Consider the following 23,486-nt stretch of genomic DNA (forward strand, 5'->3'; position numbering starts at 1 on the left):
CATGAATCCATTATTATTAACAGACGGTTATAAAGTTGACCACCGCAGACAGTACCCAGAAAATACCACATTGGTTTATTCTAACTGGACGCCAAGAAAAAGCAGGCTAGAAAACGTAAACCATGTGGTGCTTTTTGGTTTGCAGTATTTTATCAAAAAATACATTATTGAAGATTTTAACCAGAATTTCTTTAAACAGCCAAAGGAAGAAATTTTAAAGAAATATGCTCGCAGGATCAATAATTACCTGGGCGAAAACCTGGTAGGTACGCAACATATTGCCGATCTACATGATCTGGGTTATATCCCAATGGTATTTAAATCGCTGCCAGAAGGCGCAGAAGTGCCTTTGCGTGTGCCGATGTTTACGATGTATAATACCAAACCTGAATTTTTCTGGCTGACCAATTATTTCGAGACATTACTGTCAGCAGTGGTTTGGTTGCCATGCAATTCTGCTACTATCGCAAAACAGTACCGTACTATTTTGGATCGATATGCAGCAGAAACTTCATCCGTTCCCGAATTTGTAGATTGGCAAGGACACGATTTCTCTATGCGCGGCATGGGTGGGATAGAAGCTGCGGTAACTTCGGCAGCAGGGCATTTATTGAGTTTTACAGGTACCGATACCATTCCTGCCATTGATTTTTTAGAAGAGTATTACAATGCAGATTCGGATAAAGAGCTAATTGGTGGTTCAGTAGCTGCTACAGAACATTCGGTAATGTGTATGGGTACAAATACCGGAGAACTTGAAACTTTTAAAAGACTGATTTTAGAAGTGTATCCGAAAGGAATTGTATCTATCGTTTCCGATACCTGGGATTTATGGAAGGTGCTTACTGAATATCTGCCTATTTTAAAAGATGATATTATCGCCAGGCCAGGTAAAGTGGTGATCAGGCCCGATTCAGGAGATCCGGTTGATATTATTTGCGGAAATCCTGATGGCAAAAGCGAAAATGAGAAAAAAGGTGTAATCGAACTGCTTTGGGACGTTTTTGGTGGAAAAACCAACGACAAAGGATTTAAAGAACTGGTACCGCAAATTGGTGCTATTTATGGTGATAGCATCACTACTGAAAGGGCTACACAAATCTGCGAACGTTTAAAAGCGAAAGGTTTTGCCTCAACTAATGTAGTTTTTGGCATTGGCTCATTCACCTATCAATATAATACCCGCGATACTTTTGGTTTCGCGATGAAAGCCACCTATGGAGAAGTAGATGGTGAAGGTCGCGAGATATTCAAAGATCCAATTACCGACGATGGTACAAAGAAATCTGCAAAAGGTTTACTGCAGATTTTTAAAAATGCCAGCGGAGATTACGAATTGAAAGACCAATGCACCTGGGAGGAAGAAGCACAGGGCGAATTGAAGGAAGTTTTCAGAGATGGCAAATTGTTAATTGATTATTCTCTTGCCGAGATTAGAGAAAGGCTAAAGAATAGTTAACTTCGCCAAGTTTTTTAATCGATCGGCCTTTGGTTGGTCGATTAATTTTTTGAAAGATACCATGCAAAACAATTCCACATTTAACCATCAAGCCGATATTGTAAATAGTGCCATCAGATTTATAAACGCCTGGTTTAAACAATCGAAGGCCATTACAGACGAGCTGAATGATTTTTTCATTCTTCCAGGTAATAAAATTATTGGTAAGGATGTTATTATCGGTCGTTTGAAAGGTGTTTTCGGTCGGTCTGATGAATATGTTGGAGGCAGATACGATATCATCGATGTTAATTTTGAATTAATGAATGAGGGTAAAGGCATGGGCTTTGTTGAAGGGGTTGCAGGTTACAGAGATGTTATTCAAAAACAATCGAAAATTGTAAGCGGACCTTTTAAGCTGTATTTCGCGCTGTACAACGGTAGTTGGAAAATTGTAAATATCGAATTTCCGGGATTTAGTTATTGATTTGTTATCACTTAAATTTTTACCAATATTTAAGACTTAAAGTCGTCACCCTGATCCGATAGCTATCGGATTTATTTCAGGGGCCATTTTGTAAGAAAGATGCTGAAATAAATTCAGCATGACGATCGCATAGACTAAGAAACTGAAAAATAAGTCTAGCAGATTAACTCTAATCTATTCTAATTGATAATAATAAATAAGTAATATTATCCCCAATTCCATAATTTTTCTATCTTTGGTTTTTAATGAATTTCCTTTATCCGGGCTTTCTTTTCGCACTAATATCGGCTGCCATCCCGGTTATCATTCATTTATTCAATTTCAGAAAATTTAAAAAGGTTTATTTCTCTAATGTTCAGCTTTTAAAAGAAGTAGAGCAACAAAATTCTTCCAAAGAAAAACTTAAAAACCTGCTTATTCTTATATCGCGGATTTTGGCGATCATCTTTTTGGTGCTGGCATTTGCTCAACCCTATATTCCGGCGCACAACCAAAAAACTACTGCTTTAAAGAATATAGTGAGTATTTATATCGATAATTCATACAGTATGGAGGCCGTTAATAAAGATGGCAATCTGCTCGACGAAGCCAAACGCAGGGCAAAAGAACTGATTAAAGGTTTCGGTATGAACGATCGTTTTCAGCTTTTAACGAATGATTTCCAAGGGAAACACCAACGCTTGTTAAATGAGGAAGCATTTTTAAAGGCACTGGATGATGTAAAAATCTCGGCTGCCAATCGCAATCTCCAGCAGATATTAAACAGGCAAAGCAATGTTTTAACCGGAGGCGAAAATAAATACAGCTTTCTAATTTCTGATTTTCAGAAAAATATTTCATCCACAAAAAAACTCGAAACCAAAGCCGATATTCAGTATTCATTTTTGAAATTGAATGCCAATACCTTACCCAATGTTGCGGTAGATAGCGTTTGGACACTTTCTCCAAACCATCAGCCTGGCACGAATGAACGTTTGGTGATACAGTTAAAAAATTATTCTGAGGAAGAAGCAAAAAATATCCCGCTAAAATTAAGCATCAACAACCAGCAAAAAGGATTAGGCGCTGTAACCATTCCTGCAGGTAAAACTATTAAGGATACCCTAGATTTCTCAGGACTTAATGCAGGCTGGCAAAAAGGCATGGTTACCATCAAAGATTTTCCGGTAACTTTTGATGATACACTATCTTTCAGTTTTAAAGTAGATCAAAATTTCCCGGTTTTAAGCATTAATGGTACTAATGTTGGTAATTATATTAAAGCATTATTCGCAGCCGATGCTTATTATAAACTTACCGAAAACACCGAGAGTAATATAAGCTATAGCAATTTTGCCAATTATGGTTTGATTGTATTGAATGGATTGAAAAACCCTTCAACCGGTTTGGCGCAACAACTTAAAAATTATCTCAATGCGGGTGGCACAGTAGTGCTTTTTCCTGATCTCGATGCCGATATCCAGGGATACAACTCATTTTTAAGTGCATTATCGCTTCCAACAATCAAGTCGCTCAATACCACAGCTACAAAAGTTGACCAGATTGACCTTCAAAATCCTATTTTTAAGACTGTGTTTGAGGAAATCCCTAAAAATTTAGATCTTCCCTCAGTTTCACGTTATTATTCCTTTATAGAAAAAAATAGCTCCAATAAAGAGGATATCATGTCTTTACCTGGCAAGAAATCTTTTTTCTCTAAATACGGTTTAGGCAACGGCCAGGTATATTTATCTGCTTCTGGTTTAAATGCAAATGATGGTAATTTGGCCCGTCACCCGGTTTTTGTTCCGTTAATTTACCGTTTGGCACTGAGCGGAGGTAATGAAACTCCATTGTATTACAATCTGGGCAATGATAATGCATTAGCCAGTAGAAAGATTACTTTGGGTAAAAACCAGACTTTAAAAATCACTACCGACCATTTCGAAGCGATTCCTGAAATCCGTCAGGCAGATGGAAAAACATTGATTTATATTGCCGATCAGATTAAAAATGCTGGTTTTTACAACCTAAAACGTGCAGATTCGTTGCTTGCTGTTTATAGTTTTAACAATGGCAGAACCGAATCTGATATGCACTATTTAAGCAAAACAGAACTTGAGCAATTAGCTGGTAAAAGTAATCTGAAAATATTCGATACCGATAAAGATGCCGTTAAATTAATTGCCGGCGACAATAAAATCGGGCAGACTTTATGGAAACTTTGTCTAATTTTGTCGCTGATTTTTATTGCAGCAGAAATTTTACTCATCCGATTTTTTAACAACAAAAAAAAACAATATGAATCTCCTGGTTAAAAATGTAACCGTTGCCGATCCGCAAAGTAAATTCAATAGTCAACAATGCGATGTCAGGGTAGAAAATGGTAAAATTAAAAACATAGGTAAATTAACTGCCGATAAAAATGAAACCGTTTTCGATGCTCATGGTGCTTTTTTAACACCAGGGTTTTTCGATTTAAACTGTATAGCAGGCGATCCGGGTTTCGAAACGAAGGAAGATATTCAAACGCTAACGGCAACCGCAAAAGCAGGCGGTTTTACCGGATTGGCCTTATTACCACAAACCAGCCCGGTTGTACAGTCAAAATCCCAGGTAGAATATATTATTAACAAAGCCAAAAATAATTTGGTTGATGTTTTGCCTGTTGGTGCCATTAGTCAGAATCGCGAAGCAAAAGAACTTGCTGAATTATTCGATATGCAACAAGCAGGCGCTGTAGCTTTCTCTGATGGAGATAAAGCTTTGCAGGATGATGGTTTTATGAGCCGCGCCTTGCAGTATGCAAAAGGGTTCGATGCGCTGTTAATGGTTTATCCCGAAAATAAATCGATCGCAGGTAAATCGCAGATTAATGAAAGTAAAAATTCTGTGTTGTTGGGGATGAAAGGTTTACCGGCACTGGCTGAAGAAATGCATATTGCCCGCGATATTTTCCTGGCATCTTATAATGAAACTAAAATCCACATCAGCAATATTTCGACTGCAGGGGCTGTAGCTTTGATCCGTAAGGCAAAGAAAGATGGTGTTCAGGTTTCATGCGATGTAACGGCACATCATCTGGTATTTACAGAAGAGCTTTTAAGCGATTTTGATAGTAATTATAAGGTTAAGCCACCATTGCGTGGAAAAGCTGATGTAAAAGCATTAATTGCAGGTTTAAAAGATGGAACCATCGATGCCATTACTTCTCAGCACCGTCCGGAAGAAATCGAATTTAAAAATGTAGAGTTCGAAATTGCCCACTACGGCATTATTGCTTTACAAACCGTATTGCCACTTTTATTAAAAGCCGGACTGGATGTTGCTTTAATTGCAGAGAAATTGGCCATTAATCCGCGTAAATTATTAAATTTAGCTGTTGCGGTAATAGAAGAAGGATCAGAAGCCAACTTTACAGTTTTTAATACAGCCGAAAAATGGTTGTATAATTCCGCCAGCAACCACTCAAAATCGGCAAATAGTCCGTTATTGGGTACCGAGCTTACAGGGAAAGTAACTTTGGTTTATAATAATAATCAGTACTGGGAGAATTAAGGTTGAAGGTTAGAAAGTTGAGGGCATAAGGTTCTTAACCATGTCTCAAAAGATAGTAGTTCAAAAAAATATTGATAAATTAACAGGTTATAAGAATTTAAAGACTAAAGAAATAAATTACAATTTTGTTGTTCAGGTCATACAACTTATCATCCTAAAATCCTAAAAATCTTAATCATGGATAACAGAGTAAAAAAAGCACTAAGTGCAGCCATTAACAAATATGCTGAAGTTTCAGCTACTAATGTAGAAGGCTTTGAAACAGAGTTATTGGCTGCTTTTGAGCTTGATGTTAACTTTTTAGATAAAGCTACGGCTTTCGATGCGGTTTTCGATTCTCACCCAAAATTTGAAGAATTACGTGAAGTGTTTTTTGATTTATTGATGGTGAATTTCTTTAGCAGTGACGTACAGAAACTGGAAGACGATTACTTAGAAAGTGATGAATGGGCAAACATTGAAGAAGAAACTATTGACAGAGGAACCGAACTCTTAAATCTTTTACTTTACATTAAAGAGTGTAAGGACGAGGATTTAGATCCTGAATTGGGCGATTTCTTAAAAGAATTTTTATTGGTAGAAGACGATGAGTTTCAGGATGAATTTGAAATTTACGAAGAACTGATCAGTAACCAACAGCTGCCTGAAAGTAATGTTGAGGAAATTTGCAAAACAGCGATCAAGTTAAATATTAGTGAAGAAATGCAGGAACTGTTTGTGCCGTTTATGGTTTTCTTCCTGGATGTAGACGGTAGCAAAGAAACCGAAAAAGAATTAATTCAGTTTAGCAGTAACAAAGCTTTTGATGCTGCATCTTATACATTGATTACAACAATTAATAACTAAACTAAAATTTAAAATCATGGACAAAAGTGCTCTTATTTCCAAATTATCGCTTAAAAATGGATTTATGCTTGCTGCGGTTTCTATAGTATTATCGTTAACCCTGCATTTTATCGATCCGGTATTAGTATACACCAGTTTTATTGCCCAGGTAGGCATATTTGTGTTGTTTATTGCGCTACTGGTTGTTGTAGGGATTAATATACGTAAAGAAATAGGTGGTTTTTGGACGTTTGGTGAAGCTTTTAAAGCTTTTTTAATTATTTCCCTTATTTTGGCCTTAACTGCAACACTTTATAACGTTGTACTCATGAAATTGATTGATCCTGATCTTCCTGCAAAAGCAGCTGCAGCAATTGGAGATGCACAGCGTGCAATGATGGAAAAATTCGGTATGGCCAGCGAGCAGATTGATGAAGCAATGGCTAAAGCAGGTAATATGCAAGAGAAGCTTGAGCCTACATTTAAGAATATTTTTACAAGTTTTGGTGTTTCACTAGCCTTGTATGGCGTTCTTTCTTTAATCCTTTCGGCTATCTTAAAGAAAAAACAACCAGTTGTATTTGATTCATTCCCGAAAGAAGCTTAATTTCTTTTATAAAATTTTGAACGTGCAGGTTTTATCATTTAATTTGATGAAATTTGCACGTTTTAATTTAAACAAACCTCGCAGGTTTTTAAAACCTGCGAGGTTTATGCTTAAAAAATGGATATATCAGTTGTAGTACCCTTATTTAATGAAGATGAATCTTTGCCGGAATTAACGGCCTGGATTGATAAAGTGATGATTGATAATAATTTCAGCTATGAGGTTATTTTGGTTGATGATGGTAGTACCGATAGATCCTGGCAGGTAATTGAAGAATTAAGATCTCAAAACCCTGCTATAAAAGGCATTAAGTTTAGAAGAAATTACGGTAAATCTGCGGCACTGAACGTTGGTTTCGAAGCCACGCAAGGCAATGTTGTAATTACAATGGATGCCGATTTACAGGATAGTCCGGATGAAATTCCTGAATTGTACCGTCGCATTAAAGAAGAAAAGCTTGATATTATTTCAGGCTGGAAGAAAAAACGTTACGATCCGATTACCAAAACAATCCCGACCAAACTCTTCAACGCGGCTACCCGCAAAATGAGCGGTATAGAACTGAATGATTTTAACTGTGGCCTAAAAGCTTACCGTAGCGATGTAATCAAAACCATTGAAGTTTATGGCGAAATGCACCGGTATATCCCCGTAATTGCCAAATGGGCCGGATTTAGTAAAATAGCCGAGCAGGTGGTAGAACACCGTGCACGTAAATATGGTACAACAAAATTTGGTTTCAGCAGGTTTATAAACGGCTTTTTAGATTTACTATCTATTTTCTTCGTGGGTAAATTCGGCAAGCGCCCTATGCACTTTTTTGGTTCGCTGGGCGTATTGAGTTTCTTTATCGGTATCATTATGGCTTTATACATTTTATTCGAGAAGAAATATTTGATATGGCAGGGCTTAGCTTACCGTGATGTAACCGATCAGCCTTTGTTTTACTTATCGCTGGTTGCCATTGTGGTCGGTTCGCAGATGTTCCTAGCAGGTTTTATTGCCGAACTTTTATCGCGTAACGCACCAGAAAGAAATCAATATTTAATCGAGAAGAGGGTATAAGGTAAAGGTTTAAGGCGTAAGGTTTATGCGCCCAAACCTTCAACCTTTTACCTTCCACCTTTTTACCTCTATAAGCATGTTTTTCTCCATCATCATTCCACTTTACAATCGTCCACAGGAAATTGACGAATTGTTAAACACCTTAACCAAACAGACTTATTTACAGTTTGAAGTTTTGGTTATTGAAGATGGTTCGAAAAATGATGCAAAGGCAATTGTGGCTTCTTATGCAGATAAACTGGATATTAAATATTACTTTAAAGAAAATGCCGGACAGGGTTTTGCCCGTAATTTCGGCTTCGAAAGGGCTACAGGCGATTACTTTGTAATTTTCGATTCCGATTGTTTAATCCCCGCAAACTATCTCGAAACGGTTAAGAACTATTTGTACGAGCATCATTTAGATGCCTATGGAGGTCCGGATGCGGCGCACGATAGTTTTACGCCGGTGCAAAAGGCCATCAGTTATGCTATGACATCGCCTTTCACTACTGGCGGAATCCGCGGAAACAAACAACATGTTGGGCAATTTCACCCACGCAGTTTTAACATGGGCGTTTCACGTCAGGCCTGGGAAAAGGTGGGTGGCTTCATCCTTACCCGATTGGGTGAAGATATCGAGTATAGCATTCGCATTCACGAAAATGGTTTTAAGATCGGCTTGATTCCAGATGCAAAGGTTTACCATAAAAGAAGAACAAGTTTCAGTCAATTTTACAAGCAATTACACTTTTTCGGAAGGGCAAGGATTAATATTTATAAACATTTTCCAAAAGAATTAAAACCTGTACATTTTTTTCCAGCGCTATTTACATTGGGTTTTGGTTTCACCATTTTGTGTAACTTTATGTACCCTCCATTGGCATATGTTTGTAACTTCTTCTTATTGATTTACTTTATGTTAATATTTTTTCACTCCTGGTCAGTGAATAAATCGTTAAAAGTTGCATTTTTGAGCATTATATCTTCATTTATCCAATTAACTGCTTATGGTTTAGGATTTATACAGGATTTATTTAAACGAGTGGTATTTAAACAACAATGATCAATTATTTAAAAGAAAGTACGTTTGCCGTTAATGATGTAATTCAAAAGGCATGGAGCATAACCAAGAAACATTATTTCTCGATTGCTACCTTATGTTTTTTGATGTTTATTACGGCTAGTGCATCAAGTTTAATGGCCTTTTTCATTAAGGACGTAAGCAAAGCTTTAAGCGTTATCATGGTAATTATTTTTGTTTTGCTCTATTTTACCATTAATCTTTCATTGTTTAAGTATATTTTCCATTTAATGGACGATGAAGAAAGCGATGTGAAAATTGTAGATACGCTTCCAACCAGGCAACAGATCATCAGGTTTTTGGTTGCTACGCTATACTTTGTAGGTTGCATTCTTGGTGTTTACCTGGTAGTGATCTTAGTTGCCTTTCCTTTTATTTACACTGGAATTAATGTGTCAATCGTTAAAAATGTAGCCATATCAGTAGGTATAATTGCTATTTTCATTACCTGGTTAAGAATTTCTTTCTTCCCATTTTTTATTATTGATAAAGGTGCAACACCATTCGATTCTATAAAATTAAGTTTGGCTACTACTAAAGGAAATTTCACTAAGATCTTATTGCTATTGGTTGTTTTAGGTGGAGGATATTTAATTTATCTGTTGTTAAACTACCTGCAATGGCCGTTAATCGCTTTCATTGTGAATATTTTAAGTTCATTTATCATTGTTCCGCTTTCCAGTGTAGCTTTAACTGTTGCATACCGTAAAATTTCGAGCGAATATAAAGGCGATAAGCATCCGGATATTTTACATAATATCGTTTAACCCCCAGCCCCTGAAGGGGAGTTAAAAATCAGATTAAAATTTATGGGAAACGAAAAAAACGGTAGAAAGAAAAAGTCCCCAGGAGGGTGGGGGCTTAAGGCAGCATTAAGTAAACCCTTTGCGGCATTTGCAGTCTGGCAGATCAACAAATGGAAAAATAATGCGGTTAATGCCCAAAATAAGATCCTGAAAAATCTTATTGATAAAGCTAAACATACTGCATTTGGAAAGGATCATCATTTCGCTGAGATTAAAACCTATGTTGATTTTAAAAAATATGTTCCTGTTCAGGATTACGAAGGTTTAAAACCCTACATAGATCGTGTTGTAGCAGGTGAAGCTGATGTGCTTTGGAAAGGTAAACCGCTTTATTTTGCCAAAACCTCAGGCACCACTTCAGGTGTAAAATATATTCCACTTTCGAAAGAATCGATGCCAGAGCACATCAAAGCTGCCCGTAATGCCATTTTAACATATATTAATGAAACGGGCAAGGCTGATTTTGTAAATGGAAAAATGATTTTTCTTCAGGGGAGTCCGGTTTTAAATGTAAAACATGGGATCAATGTTGGACGTTTATCAGGAATTGTAGCCCATCATGTACCAGCCTATCTGCAAAAGAACCGTTTGCCTTCTTACGAAACCAATATTATAGAAGATTGGGAACAGAAAGTGGATGCCATTGTGGAGGAAACCATTAATGAGAACATGACTTTAATTTCTGGGATTCCACCCTGGGTACAGATGTATTTTGATAAATTGTCTGAGAAATCTGGAGGAAAGAAAATTGCTGAAATATTCAGAAATTTTAGCCTGTTTATTTATGGTGGTGTAAATTTTGAACCTTATCGCGCAAAGATTGAACAGAGCATCGGAAAAAAGATTGATGCCATTGAAACCTATCCAGCTTCAGAAGGATTTATTGCCTATCAGGATTCGCAAAAAGATAAAGGCTTACTATTATTGGCCGATGCGGGAATTTTTTACGAATTTGTTCCTGCTGATGAATATTACAACGATAAGCCAACGCGGTTATCGCTTGGCGAGGTTGAACTAGATACTAACTACGCATTAATTTTAAATACTAATGCAGGTTTATGGGGCTATAGTATTGGCGATACGGTGAAGTTTGTTTCGAAAAATCCATATAAAATTGTAGTTACCGGGCGGATTAAACATTTTATTTCTGCCTTCGGCGAGCATGTAATAGGAGAAGAGGTAGAACAGGCCATTTTAAGTGTGGCCAATGCAGAACAGGTAGAAATTACAGAATTTACGGTTGCACCTCAGGTTAATCCGGAAACTGGTCAATTGCCTTATCATGAGTGGTTTGTAGAATTTTCATCTGCACCAAAAGATCTGGCTGCTTTTAGCAAAAAGGTTGATGAAGCTTTGCAAAAGAAAAATATTTATTACTTTGACCTGATCGAAGGAAACATCCTTCAGCCATTGATTATACGTACTTTGCAAAAAGATGCTTTTGTAAACTATATGAAAAGTGAAGGGAAGTTAGGTGGACAGAATAAAGTGCCGCGTTTGAGCAATGATCGGAAACTGGCGGATGGGTTGGAGAAATATATTGTGTAATTAAGCTTCCCCGGTCGTGTTTTCACGAAACGAAATGAGAAAAAGTAGTTCGTGGAGACACGAACCACAGCATTGGTATATATTGATTAATTGCTACATTGTTGAATTGTTTAGTACTGGCGCCTTAACCATGGCGGTAGAATATTGTTGGATTGTTTAGCATTGTGCAGATGAAAATTGCTAAATTGTTGTTAATGATTACGTTCAACGATATGGAAAAGAATTATTTACAGTTAAATCAGATAACTGCTTATACAAAATCGTTTCATCTTAGCAATTTTGTATGGGATTTGGTATCTGGTTGGGATAGCTTTGAAAAGTATACCATCGGACAACAGTTTGTTGATGCTGTTGATTCTATTTCAGCTAATATTGCTGAAGGCTTTGGTCGTTATCATAAGAAAGATAAGATCAAGTTTTATTATTATAGCTTTGGTTCGGTTAAGGAGTGTTTAGACTGGAACGAAAAAGCAAGAGTTCGAAAGTTGGTAAATGAGGAAACGTATTCAAAGATTTTTGCAACTTTGGAAACTTTGCCGAAAAAAATTCATCAACTGATAAAATTTACAAACGAAAAATTGAAAATTTAATCGAATGATATTAAACAATTAAATTTTTAATACGAGAGAAAGAAAACAATTGAACAATATAACAATACAGCAATCTGTAAAAAGAATAACCATATTAGGTTCTACAGGGAGCATAGGTACACAAGCACTTGAAGTTGTTAGGGATCATCCTACAATTTTTAAAGTTGCCGTATTATCTGCACTAAAGAATTCAGCCTTACTGATTCAACAAGCAAAAGAATTTAAACCTGCAATTGTTGTAATCTGTGATGAAAGCAAATACAGCGAGGTTAAAGATGCTTTGTTTGGTCTTGATATTAAAATTTTAGCAGGCGAAGACGCTTTATCAGAAGTTGCCGCTTACGCTGATAGCGATGTAGTACTCACTGCATTAATGGGGTCTGTTGGGTTGAAGCCTACTATTGCTGCCATAAAAGCTGGTAAAAACATTGCTTTGGCTAACAAAGAAACTTTAGTGGTTGCCGGCGAACTGATTACACAATTGGCAACTGAACACCGGGTTAAAATTTTACCGGTTGATTCTGAGCATTCTGCCATATTTCAGTGTTTGGTTGGTGAGGAGCAAAATGAGATTGAGAAAATTTATTTAACGGCATCCGGCGGACCATTTTTGGGCAAAACAAAAGACTTCTTAGTGACCGTAAAAAAGGAGCAGGCTTTAAAACATCCCAATTGGGTGATGGGGTCAAAAATCACGATCGATTCTGCATCTCTAATGAATAAGGGTTTAGAGGTAATTGAGGCAAAATGGTTGTTTAACCTCGATGTAGATCAGATTGATGTAATTGTTCATCCTCAATCTATCATCCATTCCATCGTTCAGTTTACTGATGGATCGATGAAGGCACAGATGGGCGTTCCTGATATGAAACTGCCTATTCAGTACGCTTTAAATTATCCCGACAGGCTAAAAAACAATTTTAAGCGTTTTAACTTCTTAGATTATTCAAACTTTAGCTTTCAGAAGGCCGATATGGAAACATTCAGGAATTTAGACCTGGCATTTACTGCTTTACGAAAAGGAGGGAATATGCCTTGTATTTTGAATGCCGCGAATGAAATTGTTGTAGAAGCATTTTTGATGGATAAAATTGGTTTTCTGCAAATGAGCGAGGTTATCGAAAGGTGTATGGAAGAAATTAGTTTTGTTGAAAAACCGCAATTGAGCGATTATTTAGAAACTGACAAACATAGCCGTATCTTAGCCGGCGAATTAGTAACAAAAAGTATAGTTTAACATCTAACATAAAATTTTATAAGAAAATATGAATGGATTGATTATGGCGGGGCAGCTGCTGCTCGGATTGTCTTTATTGGTAATATTACACGAATTGGGGCATTTCCTGGCAGCCAGAGCATTTGGTATTAAAGTAGAAAAGTTTTATTTATTTTTTGATGCCTGGGGGTTCAAACTTTTTAGTTTTAAAAAAGGTGATGTTGAATATGGAGTGGGATGGTTGCCATTAGGTGGTTATGTAAAAATTGCCGGAATGATTGATGAGAGTATGGATACTGAGCAAATGGCCCAGCCAGCTCAACCCTGGGAATTCCGTTCTAAACCAGCCTGGCAACGTTTAATTGTAATGCTTGGTGGTATTATCGTAAATGTAATTGTAGGTATTTTTATCTTCTGGATGTTAACCTTCAACATCGGGCAGAATTATACGGTTAACAGCAAACTAAACGATGGCATTTCTGTAGGCACGATCGGTAAAGAAATCGGTTTGAAAAACGGAGATAAGATTTTGGCCATCAATGGGAACAAATTAATCCGTTTTGAAGATGCGATATCAAGCAAAGTATTGTTTGATGGTGCACAATTAACTATTTTAAGGGATAATAAAGCCCTTTATATTTCTGTTCCGGATACTATTTTAAACAAAATATCGAAAAACGATAAAGAGAATTTTATCTCGCCACGGTATATCATGGAGCGTGTAGATAAAGTAAGCGCACCTGATGAAAAAGCAGATAAACAATCATTTTTTGATAAGTTGTTTGGCAGAAAGTTTGAGAAACCATTATATCCTGCTTATGCTGCCGGCATTAAACCGGGCGATAGTATTTTATCGGTTAATGGAAAACAGATCACTTTTTTCGATCAGTTTAAAGAAGAAGTTTCTACAAATAAGCTAAAACCCGTTACCATTAAGGCATTGCGCAAGGGAAAAGAAGTAACATTCGATCTTAAAGTAAGTAAAGATGGAACAATTGGAATTATTCCTAACTTAAAGATGCCTGAAACTGCACATGTAGATTTTGGCTTTATAGAGTCGTTGCCAGTTGGTGCGAACATGGCATGGAGCACTTTTGTTGATAATGCAAAAGGCATTGGTAAAATGATCACCGGAAAGTTAAGTGCACGTAATATCAGTAGTCCGATTGGGATTGCTAAGGTTTATGGAAGTACTTTCGACTGGGTTAAATTCTGGACTTTAACCGGGTTAATTTCGATGGCGTTGGCATTTATGAATTTATTGCCTATCCCAGGCTTAGATGGAGGCCACGTCGTATTTCTTTTGATCGAAATGGTGCAACGCAAGCCGGTAAGCGAAAAAGTACTGGAAAAAGCGCAGATTGTGGGTTTTGTAATTCTGATCTGTTTAATGGTGTTTGCTTTTGGTAATGATATTCTAAAATCCTTCGGTAAATAAAATCAAATTTATATCATTGCCGCAGATGCGCAGATTTGACCATTCGATCTGTTCATCTGCGGCTTTTTAATTTAATATATAGTATGAGCGAAGCAAAACCAGATACTAATTATTTCGATTTTTACGAGTTACCGATCCAGTTTAATCCAGATCAAAATGCAGTAAAAACAAAGTTTTATGCTTTAAGCAAACAGTTTCACCCCGATTTTTATGCCAATGAAAGCGAAGGGAAACAGCAGGAAGTGCTAAATCTGTCAACTTTGAATAATAAGGCTTACCAGACACTGAGCAATGCTAAAAAACGCTTAAAATACGTGCTCGAGTTGAAAGGGATAGTAGAAACAGATGAAGCTTATCAACTGCCTCAATCTTTTCTCATGGAAATGATGGATGTAAATGAGGCTTTAATGGATCTGGATTTTGAGCCGGATGCAGAAAAGCTGGCACAGGTAAAAGGAGATGTTGATGCCATCGAAAAAGACTTAGCTAACGAATTGAATGATTTGATAGCTCGTTTTGATAGTAATCCAACAGCATCCGATGCACTACTGCCTTCGATTAAGGATAATTTTTACCGACAGAAATACGTTGATCGGATCAGGGAACGCTTGCCGAAATAGATGGAAGATCCCCGAAGCCGGGAGTGCGATGTCCGAGGATAGTGGTGTAAAAGAGATAGCGTCCAACTCTGTGCAATTGTGCCTTTTCTTTGTGTCCTCTGTGGTTAAAAGATGGGAAGCCTTAAACCTTTCGTCTTCAACCTCTTTAAAACACCTAATTGTAAAATCATTTTTTAGTTTTTGCCAGGCAAAAGCTTTGTTTTACTTTCGGAACAAACAATCAGATTTATGAATAGCTCCCTTTCTATTTTTCGTAAAGTAGCCGTAGCAGAAGGCATATCCTACCTGCTTTTGTTATTTGTAGCCATGCCCTTAAAGTATTTTGCAGACCTTCCTCTGTATGTAAAATATACTGGTTGGGCCCACGGATTATTATTTGTACTATACGCAGCTACCTTAGTTTTGGCCTGGCAAGAGCAAAAATGGAAGTTTGGTAAAGTAGTTCTCATTTTTTTAGCATCACTTTTACCATTTATGCCCTTTGTGGTAGATCGCAAATTAAAAGATGAAAGACCAAAATAATTGCTTTTCAGTTAGTTAAAATTAATTGAAAATAATTTTGTGAATTAAGGTTTCATTATCTACATTTGCAACCCCGTCTAAGACGAATGCCCGGATGGCGGAATTGGTAGACGCGCTGGTCTCAAACACCTGTGGGAAACCGTGCCGGTTCGACTCCGGCTCCGGGTACAAATCCCTCTCTAAATCATATAGAGAGGGATTTTTGGTTTTTAAATATCTTGTGATGTGCTTATTTGGCATCAAGCGTGATTCCTGGGATCCAAGCCAGAAAGTTGGGGAATTGAGAAGTTTATTTAATTTTGTACGACATTATTATTTTGGACATCTCATTTGGAACCGTCAAACATCAGATTTTGTAAGCGTTTATATCGTGCTGATGCGTTAATTTTTTTTAAGGAGGTTGTATTTAAATTTTAACCTTGTAACTTGTATGCGCTTAACTTAAATGCCTGCCATATGAAAAATCTGGGACACGGCTTCACGCTTGTAGACAGGAACATTTATCTGTATGATTCGGAAAAATTTACCAGCCTCAAAAAGACAATCGATTATGATTCGTTTGAGATGGTAGAAGCTTTTGAGGACAAGACTTTTTACTTCAGGGATAAAAATAGGGTGTATGTCACCAGCTATATGTGCAACGCTTCTGTTATTGAGGAAGCAAAGCCTGAAACATTTAAAGTTCTAAATGCCGAAGATGGCATTGGTTATGACGGGAACAATTATTATTGGTACGACCGGTGCCTGCCGTATGATTTCAGCAAGGCAGAAAAATATAATGAGTATTATCTGCGGGCAGGTGATAAAGTTTATTTTCTTAAAGATATTGTGGAAGGAGCTGATACAGAGACCTTCAGCATTATCTGGCAAAATGTTGCCCGGGACAGGGAAAGCCTGTTTTTTAGGGGCAGGAATGTGCCTGACGTGGATGTTGACACTTTTAAGAAAGTGCCTGGCTGTTTTGATGCTGATCATCTTGACCAAAGCCACACTTATTATGCAGCCGACCAGAACAATGTTTATTTTGTGAATACCGTAGGCAAAGCCCTGAAGAGGCTGACCGGTGTAAGGCCTTCGGAATTTTCGGTAAGGATTGTCGATAACAGGCTTTACGGTATAAGCGGTAAGGACATTTACTTTTTTGGCATTAAAAAGAAAGGCCTAGTGCTAGGATAAGGATGTTTAGGATGAGCATTTTCAAAAATGGTTATCTCGGATCATTAGTTTGGTCTTAAACTGGCAAGGCGCTAGCAATATACCAGCGCCCTTTTAAACATTAGCGTTTATCTATTTTATAGCATTCGATCTTTTTCATCAATGGCCAAATCATTGATGCTTGCGAACCGTTTCTCCATTAGCCCGAATTTATCAAATTCCCAAAGCTCATTGCCAAAGCTGCGGAACCATTGCCCTTGATGGTCATGCCATTCATATTCAAAGCGAACTGCTATATGGTTGTCAGTAAATGCCCAAAGTTCTTTTTTAAGCTTGTAATCAAGTTCATTCTCCCATTTTTTTGCTAAAAATACTTTGACTTCTTCACGGCCCGAAATAAATTCTGACCGATTGCGCCATTCTGTATTAAGGGTATAGGCCATGCATACTACTTCAGGATTGCGGCTATTCCATGCTTGCTCTGCAAGCATAACTTTCTTCACCGCTGAATCGTAGTTAAACGGTGGTACTGGGTTTTTAATTTCCATCAATCATTTGATTTATTTGTATTTGAAAAAAGAGGCCGTCTCATAAATACGAAATGTCATCCTGAGCCTGTCGAAGGACTCGTAAAAACTACCTTAAGGGCGCGTTTTGATACTTTGGCAAGCTCAGTACATGCTAAGCTCAACGTAACAACATCTAGGATAAATTGATTTATGAGACGGCCTCTTGCTTTATGCGTGTGTTTCCGATTTCTCAAGAGGCTCTACCGCTGTGATTAAATACACATAACCATCCTCTTTCAACCTGCCAACTCCAGGCACTAAGTCTTCACATTTAGGCCGTATTACACCCGAAAATCTTATTTCGGAAGGGTGGATAGAAACTTCAGTATTTCATTTCCTATCTCCTGTGCATGGGTTTCTAACGCAAAGTGGCCAGTATCATAAAATTTTACTATTGCGTTAGGAATATCTTTTTTATAGGCCTCAGCTCCGGCTGGAAGAAAAAATGGATCTTTATTTCCCCACACCGCAAGCAATTTTGGTTTATTGGTTCTAAAATACTTTTGAAACGATGGATACAGATCAACATTTGTTTTATAGTCTTTCAACAGGTCAAGCTGAATTTCTGCAGATTCTGGTCTATCCAGAAAATACTGGTCCAAAATGTAAGCTTCGGGAGCTACAAGCGATGAATCGGTAACACCAGTAAAATACTGGAATTTCGTTCCCTCCTTGCTATAAAAAGACCTTAGCGCATCTCTATTTTCCTGGGTGTCATTTTCCCAATATTTCTGAATTGGATTCCACCCCGTACTCAATCCTTCTAAGTATGCATTGCCATTCTGCGAAATAATCCCCGTAATTTTCTCTGGATTTGCAAGTGCCAGACGAAATCCGGTTGGTGCACCATAATCGAATACATAAATTGCAAACCTTTTTAAACCTAATTCATCAATAAAACCCTGCATTGTTTTGGCCAGATTTTCAAAAGTATAGGTATAAGTTGTACGATCTGGCAAATCTGTATTTCCAAATCCGGGAAGATCAGGAGCTACAACGTGATATTTTTTGTTTAACATCGGTATCAGATCGCGGAACATGTGTGATGATGTTGGGTAACCATGCAATAATAATATGGTGGGTGCTCCTGCCGGGCCTGACTCTCTGTAAAATACGCCAAGTCCGTTTACATTTACTTTGCGGTGATGAACAACTCCAACTTCTAAAGCAGGACTTGTTTTAACTGTGTTTGATTGTGCCATAGTTTCTGTTCTCCCTAATAAGCCAGTCATGATGATCGTGAAGGCTATTTTTAGTTTTTTCATTTTTCCTTTTTTTTATTCAAAAGTAAACCTGATATTTAATCTTTCAAAATGATTTATAAAGATATCATGTATCTCAATTTAAGATTTATGAATACGAATGACCTTAATTTATTTGAAGCCGTTGCACATTATGGCAGTTTTACCAAGGCTGCTGAAGCCATGTTTACCGTTCAATCAAATGTAACTACCCGTATAAAAAATCTGGAAGAGGAGTTTGGCGCACTGCTTTTTACCAGAAACAACCGCAAAGTCGAATTAACTCCGGAAGGCGAAAAACTGATTCGCTATACCAAGCAAATCAACCACATTCTGGATGAGGCAAAAAGGTCGATTGGTAAAAGTGACATTGTAAAGGGCCAGATTAAAATTGGATTTTTGGAAACCATGATGACCCTGAAAGGGCCTGAACTTGTTAATGAACTTGCCTCTAAATTCCCTTTTGTTGACCTTGATTTTAGATCCGCGATGAGAGCCAGCTTAATTAGTGATGTGTTGAATTATAAACTGGATGCAGCATTTATCCCTGCTCCACTTGACATTCCTGAACTCGAACAAATTAAAATAAAGGATGAACAGGTCGTAATTGTTGCTCCGGCAGATTGTGAAAACCTGGATGTTTTACTTAAAAAAAATCCACTTAAAACAATAGTTTTCGATCAAGGCTGCGTCTTTAGAGCTAAACTTGACTCCTGGCTTGTAAGCAAAGGTATTGCCGAATATCATAAAACAGTAATGAATTCCATTGAAGGCGTTGTAAATTTCATTGAATCTGGTATTGGATTTAGTGTTCTGCCAGAAGAAATCATAAGTACGTTTTATGGTAATAGAAATTTAAAAACATTCCCTCTGCCAAAGGAGTTGGGACTTATGACAACGATTTTGGTCTACAGAAAAGATGTGCCACTTTCCCCTGCTTTAAAAGCCTTTATCAGCATCAGTGGTGGAACAAAAAGTAACAATGTCGATAAATAAGATTGCACATTCAAGTTTCAAACTGGGTTTGAAAAGAGGAATCCGCATCGCAATCGTAAAGATATGAGTACTGTTACAATTTATGATTATTAAGCTGAAATGATGGATTCGGAATTACTCAAATAAGCTTATCGACATCACGGACTGCCAGGACAGTAGAAGGCTCTGTCCACTTGCGTCGTTTAACTTAATTTGGTACAACGCAGAAATTCGGAAACAGTTAAAAGCAGCAACAATGAAACTACATCTTTCCTCAAAATAGCGTGGTTATACTAGGGGTTCATAATTTTTTACTCTAGAGTATAGTTTAGGATACCCATAAAAAATAACTAACAAAGTAATTTCAAATTCAGGAAAGGGATGAAGTATTTATTTGTAAAGCAATAGGCCGTTAGCTGCGAAAAGATTACTTCATCAATTTCCAATAGAACATCTCTTGATCTTCTCCAACTTTCTTAAAATTAAGAAAGGTTAATATTTGTTGTGAAGCCAAATTTTCTTTTGAGCAATTCGCAGTAATGGCTTTGATTCCGTTCTGCTTAAATGCCCAATCTATTAGCCCTGAAGCTGCTTCTTTTGCATATCCTTTTTGAGTTTCACTTTTAATAATCCCATACCCTAGATCAATTTCACCATATTCATTAGGAAGGCCCTTAAATCCAATGTCTCCAATTAATGTATTTGTGCTTTTATGGAGAACCATCCAGGACTCAAATCCAGAAGGATATTTTACTTTATTCAAATGATTTAAAATTCTGGGTAAAGTATCCAAAGTCTCCAAATCCGGCCATCCGTACCCGGGTGTAATACCTAAATCTGCAAGAAATGAAGTTGAACAAGACAGTGCTTCCTCGCAAATCTGTATCGTAAACGGCAGCAATTTTAATCTATCTGTCTGGATCTGAAGTGACATAAACCTAAATGCCTTGTTGATGTTGATTAAATTTAATGAAGCACAATGTTAATCAATTATTCCCAATCGACTATATATATGCCATATTTTGTAAGATATTGAAGGAAAAACAAGTTGACTTTCTTCACCGCGGAATCGTAGCTAAACGGTATTACTGGGGGGTACTTCATTGCTACCAACTACAGCAATGAGATCGGTGTCGTTAAGAATAGCAGTATTATAGAACGATTTTACAGAAGCGGAATATACCTTCGCTTTCTATCAGATTAAACCAATTTTAATAACATTCTAGTTTAGTGGAATTGCCTCATTTGCTTCTTATGTGTATAAAATATCCCTAACCTGATTGTCATTTACATTTTAGTTCCGTTTTTTTAGAAAACATCGATTTGTTAGTAATACTATCATTTGTAATTATTTTGTAATTATAAATGATAGTTACGCTTTTTTACTTCTTGTTGTTTTATTTTGTGGTTTACTATTGATAATGGAAGTATTACTTAAATTTAAGCTAAACGAGCATCTCTATCTTCGCGATCCGGAACAGACCGCAATTGGAAAAGCTATTGTGAGTAACGCAATTGAACTCATCTTTGAGATTGGATTTGAGCAGTTTACATTTAAAAAACTGGCCAGCAGAATCAACTCTACCGAGCCTACTATTTACCGCTATTTTACCTCTAAGTATAAATTGCTTACCTACATCCTCAATTGGTACTGGACGTATCTCGAGTATGTCTGTAAAATGCATTTGGTCGAGGTAAATGATCCTACAAAAAAAATGATTTTGATTTTGGAGATCATTACCCACCATATCAATCATCATACCCAACTGCATGATTATAACCTTGATCATCTTCACCTTATTGTAATTTCTGAAAGCAGCAAATCATATCTGGTAAAAGAGGTGGATGAAATTAATAATGACATGATGTTTGCACCCTTGAAAAGCCTGTGCTTGTTTATCAGTGAGGTCATTCTTAAACTCGAGCCTCATTTTCCCTATCCGCGATCTTTAGCGAGTACGCTGTTAGAAACTGCTCACAATCAGCACTTTTTTAGCGAGCATTTGCCTAAACTTACCGATAATGCATCCAGGGAAAATCATAAAGATTATGTGCTTAAATATTTAACCCGATTAACTTTTTATACCGTTAAACCAGCTTAATATGTACCACGAAAAAGATTTTACGGTCAGCAGCAGAGCACTATTTAAATACATTACCAAAGAGAAGAAAGATGTTACAGCCATCTATGTATATGCCATTTTAAGTGGCTTGGTTCAGTTGAGCATTCCATTGGGTATACAGGCCATTGTAAGTTTTGTAATGGGGGCAACCATGGTAACTTCTCTTTACTTACTTATTGGTTTTGTAGTATTGGGCACTTTTTTAGCGGGTTTTTTTAGGGTTAAGGTGATGCAGATTATTGAGAAAATTCAGCAAAAAATATTTGTGGAATACTCCATTGCCTTTGCAAATAAAATCCCAAAGATTAACTTATCGTCTGCAAAAAAATACTTTCTTCCGGAGTTGGTTAACCGTTTTTTCGATACTCAAAATCTGCAAAAAGGAATCTCCAAGATATTGTTAGATATTCCAACGGCGCTAATTCAGATTTCGTTTGGTATTTTACTGCTGTCTTTTTACCATCCGTGGTTTTTGGTTTTTGGCGCATTGGTGGTCATCATTGTTATTGTAATCTTTAGGTTTACCATGAATTCGGGTATTCGCTCTAGTTTAGAGGAGAGCGATAAAAAGTACGAGGTGGCTTCCTGGTTAGAAGATGTAGCCAGCGCTATTAAGACCTTCAAAATTAACGCTAAATCCGATATGCACCTAACAGGTACCGATGAGCGGGTGGTGAGTTATCTCGAACATCGTACCGATCATTTTAAAGTGTTAGAGTTTCAATATAAAGCAATTATAGGTTTTAAGGTTGTTATCACCCTGGTTATGTTGGCTATTGGTACCTATTTATTGGTAGATCAAAAGCTAAACATTGGTGCGTTTATTGCCACAGAAATTGTGGTACTCACCATCATGAATGCGGTAGAAAAACTGATTATAAGTTTAGAAAGCTATTATGATGTAATTGCGGCATTGGTTAAGCTGAATAAGGTTACCGAGTTAGGAGAAGAGAACAGTGGCGAAATTGTACTGGAACAAGAAAACCGCGGCTTATCGGTAAAATTAAAAGATGTAAACTTTGCCTTCAACGATCAAAAACCCATCTTAAAAAATATTAATTTCGAAATTCAGCCCAATACCATTAACGTAATATCTGGTAGTTTGGGCGCAGGAAAAACAACATTGCTTAATGTAATGGCTGGTTTTTACGAAACCATTTCTGGCGTTATCATGTACGATAAGATCCCGTTCAAAAACCTCAATAAAATGGCTCTGCGAGATAGGATAGGACTATACACGCACGATATGGTGATTGTTAAAGGTACTTTGTTAGAGAATATTCTATTAGGCAGAAATGATATCAGTACCGAAGAGATCATGGATTTGTGTGAGCAAATTGGTTTAGAAAACTTATCAAGCCAGTTTAGCAATGGTTTTGATACGCAATTAAGCGAAACCGATACCGAAGTTTCTTACAGCGGGAAGAAAAAAATTACACTCTTGCGTGCTTTACTGGGTAAAAATAGATTAATTATGCTGGAAGATCCATTATATGGTATGGATGATGTATTTAAACGAAAGATGGTTAGTTACCTTAACAGTATCAAACAGCACACTACCGTTATCATTGTATCTAAAGCGCAAGAGCTACTTGCTATTGCAGATCAAAAGCTACGGTTAACCGATGGTACTATTGAAATCGATCAAATCTAATTTATTA

Annotated in this window: 22 protein-coding genes and 1 tRNA gene; 20 read left to right on the forward strand and 3 right to left on the reverse strand. The window is 37.1% G+C overall.

Translation table 11 applies throughout. From position 1 onward, the window contains the following. The first annotated feature begins 1 nt into the window (after position 1). The 17 genes from BCL90_RS03655 (at position 2) to BCL90_RS03735 (ending at position 16,938) form a co-directional block, all read left to right on the forward strand. Positions 2 to 1,459 carry a nicotinate phosphoribosyltransferase gene (locus BCL90_RS03655; RefSeq protein ID WP_121282667.1) on the forward strand — a complete coding sequence of 486 codons (1,458 nt, stop codon included), beginning with the start codon at positions 2 to 4 and terminating at the stop codon, positions 1,457 to 1,459. A 61-nt stretch (positions 1,460 to 1,520) separates the two neighbouring features. Further along, positions 1,521 to 1,925, forward strand: a complete 405-nt coding sequence (locus tag BCL90_RS03660; RefSeq protein ID WP_121282668.1) for a hypothetical protein — start codon at positions 1,521 to 1,523, stop codon at positions 1,923 to 1,925. A gap of 245 nt (positions 1,926 to 2,170) precedes the next feature. Continuing rightward, on the forward strand, positions 2,171 to 4,222 hold the full coding sequence (locus tag BCL90_RS03665) for a BatA domain-containing protein (RefSeq protein WP_121282669.1): 2,052 nt from the start codon (positions 2,171 to 2,173) through the stop codon (positions 4,220 to 4,222). Further along, positions 4,206 to 5,462 carry a dihydroorotase gene (locus BCL90_RS03670; RefSeq protein WP_121283436.1) on the forward strand — a complete coding sequence of 419 codons (1,257 nt, stop codon included), beginning with the start codon at positions 4,206 to 4,208 and terminating at the stop codon, positions 5,460 to 5,462. Before BCL90_RS03665 ends, BCL90_RS03670 begins: the two co-directional genes overlap by 17 nt. A 177-nt stretch (positions 5,463 to 5,639) precedes the next feature. Next, the gene (locus BCL90_RS03675; RefSeq protein ID WP_121282670.1) at positions 5,640 to 6,308 is read left to right on the forward strand and encodes a hypothetical protein; all 669 of its coding nucleotides are present in this window, start codon (positions 5,640 to 5,642) and stop codon (positions 6,306 to 6,308) included. 16 nt (positions 6,309 to 6,324) lie between these two features. Beyond that, the gene (locus BCL90_RS03680) at positions 6,325 to 6,894 is read left to right on the forward strand and encodes a DUF4199 domain-containing protein (protein WP_121282671.1); all 570 of its coding nucleotides are present in this window, start codon (positions 6,325 to 6,327) and stop codon (positions 6,892 to 6,894) included. 117 nt (positions 6,895 to 7,011) lie between these two features. Next, entirely contained in the window at positions 7,012 to 7,959 is a 948-nt protein-coding gene (locus BCL90_RS03685; protein WP_121282672.1) for a glycosyltransferase family 2 protein, read from the forward strand. Positions 7,960 to 8,035: 76 nt separating this feature from the next. Next, positions 8,036 to 9,004 (forward strand): glycosyltransferase, encoded by a 969-nt coding sequence (locus BCL90_RS03690; RefSeq protein WP_121282673.1) that lies wholly within the window; start codon positions 8,036 to 8,038, stop codon positions 9,002 to 9,004. Continuing rightward, positions 9,001 to 9,789 (forward strand): hypothetical protein, encoded by a 789-nt coding sequence (locus BCL90_RS03695; RefSeq protein ID WP_121282674.1) that lies wholly within the window; start codon positions 9,001 to 9,003, stop codon positions 9,787 to 9,789. The genes BCL90_RS03690 and BCL90_RS03695 overlap by 4 nt, the downstream gene beginning before the upstream one ends. Before the next feature lie 42 nt (positions 9,790 to 9,831). Further along, the gene (locus BCL90_RS03700) at positions 9,832 to 11,376 is read left to right on the forward strand and encodes a GH3 auxin-responsive promoter family protein (protein ID WP_121282675.1); all 1,545 of its coding nucleotides are present in this window, start codon (positions 9,832 to 9,834) and stop codon (positions 11,374 to 11,376) included. 212 nt (positions 11,377 to 11,588) lie between these two features. Further along, the gene (locus BCL90_RS03705; protein ID WP_121283437.1) at positions 11,589 to 11,966 is read left to right on the forward strand and encodes a four helix bundle protein; all 378 of its coding nucleotides are present in this window, start codon (positions 11,589 to 11,591) and stop codon (positions 11,964 to 11,966) included. Between the two features lie 49 nt (positions 11,967 to 12,015). Then, positions 12,016 to 13,203, forward strand: a complete 1,188-nt coding sequence (locus tag BCL90_RS03710; RefSeq protein WP_244095045.1) for a 1-deoxy-D-xylulose-5-phosphate reductoisomerase — start codon at positions 12,016 to 12,018, stop codon at positions 13,201 to 13,203. Positions 13,204 to 13,231: 28 nt separating this feature from the next. Continuing rightward, the gene (gene rseP / locus BCL90_RS03715) at positions 13,232 to 14,620 is read left to right on the forward strand and encodes an RIP metalloprotease RseP (RefSeq protein WP_121282676.1); all 1,389 of its coding nucleotides are present in this window, start codon (positions 13,232 to 13,234) and stop codon (positions 14,618 to 14,620) included. An 83-nt stretch (positions 14,621 to 14,703) separates the two neighbouring features. Next, positions 14,704 to 15,240 carry a Fe-S protein assembly co-chaperone HscB gene (gene hscB, locus BCL90_RS03720; RefSeq protein ID WP_121282677.1) on the forward strand — a complete coding sequence of 179 codons (537 nt, stop codon included), beginning with the start codon at positions 14,704 to 14,706 and terminating at the stop codon, positions 15,238 to 15,240. Positions 15,241 to 15,468: 228 nt separating this feature from the next. After that, entirely contained in the window at positions 15,469 to 15,762 is a 294-nt protein-coding gene (locus BCL90_RS03725; protein WP_121282678.1) for a DUF3817 domain-containing protein, read from the forward strand. Between the two features lie 88 nt (positions 15,763 to 15,850). After that, positions 15,851 to 15,930 (forward strand) — tRNA-Leu (locus tag BCL90_RS03730). A gap of 288 nt (positions 15,931 to 16,218) precedes the next feature. Continuing rightward, complete coding sequence (locus tag BCL90_RS03735; RefSeq protein ID WP_121282679.1) at positions 16,219 to 16,938, forward strand: DKNYY domain-containing protein; 720 nt, start codon at positions 16,219 to 16,221, stop codon at positions 16,936 to 16,938. 116 nt (positions 16,939 to 17,054) lie between these two features. On the opposite strand, the gene BCL90_RS03740 is transcribed toward BCL90_RS03735, so the two are convergent. Continuing rightward, on the reverse strand, positions 17,055 to 17,465 hold the full coding sequence (locus BCL90_RS03740; protein WP_121282680.1) for a nuclear transport factor 2 family protein: 411 nt from the start codon (positions 17,463 to 17,465) through the stop codon (positions 17,055 to 17,057). A 317-nt stretch (positions 17,466 to 17,782) separates the two neighbouring features. Beyond that, positions 17,783 to 18,751: an alpha/beta fold hydrolase gene (locus tag BCL90_RS03745; RefSeq protein WP_121282681.1), complete on the reverse strand. Its 969-nt coding sequence runs from the start codon at positions 18,749 to 18,751 to the stop codon at positions 17,783 to 17,785. Between the two features lie 48 nt (positions 18,752 to 18,799). Between BCL90_RS03745 and BCL90_RS03750 the strand changes: the two genes are divergently transcribed. After that, positions 18,800 to 19,723 carry a LysR family transcriptional regulator gene (locus BCL90_RS03750; protein ID WP_244095046.1) on the forward strand — a complete coding sequence of 308 codons (924 nt, stop codon included), beginning with the start codon at positions 18,800 to 18,802 and terminating at the stop codon, positions 19,721 to 19,723. A gap of 406 nt (positions 19,724 to 20,129) precedes the next feature. Here BCL90_RS03750 and BCL90_RS03755 read toward each other — a convergent pair whose 3' ends face one another. Further along, positions 20,130 to 20,636: a GNAT family N-acetyltransferase gene (locus BCL90_RS03755; protein WP_121282682.1), complete on the reverse strand. Its 507-nt coding sequence runs from the start codon at positions 20,634 to 20,636 to the stop codon at positions 20,130 to 20,132. Between the two features lie 487 nt (positions 20,637 to 21,123). Between BCL90_RS03755 and BCL90_RS03760 the strand changes: the two genes are divergently transcribed. Further along, positions 21,124 to 21,804 carry a TetR/AcrR family transcriptional regulator gene (locus BCL90_RS03760; RefSeq protein ID WP_121282683.1) on the forward strand — a complete coding sequence of 227 codons (681 nt, stop codon included), beginning with the start codon at positions 21,124 to 21,126 and terminating at the stop codon, positions 21,802 to 21,804. A 1-nt stretch (position 21,805) separates the two neighbouring features. Next, positions 21,806 to 23,479: a peptidase domain-containing ABC transporter gene (locus BCL90_RS03765; RefSeq protein ID WP_121282684.1), complete on the forward strand. Its 1,674-nt coding sequence runs from the start codon at positions 21,806 to 21,808 to the stop codon at positions 23,477 to 23,479. Positions 23,480 to 23,486: the final 7 nt, after the last annotated feature.

The organism is Pedobacter alluvionis (genome assembly GCF_003664035.1).
Taxonomy (GTDB): Bacteria; Bacteroidota; Bacteroidia; order Sphingobacteriales; family Sphingobacteriaceae; genus Pedobacter; species Pedobacter alluvionis.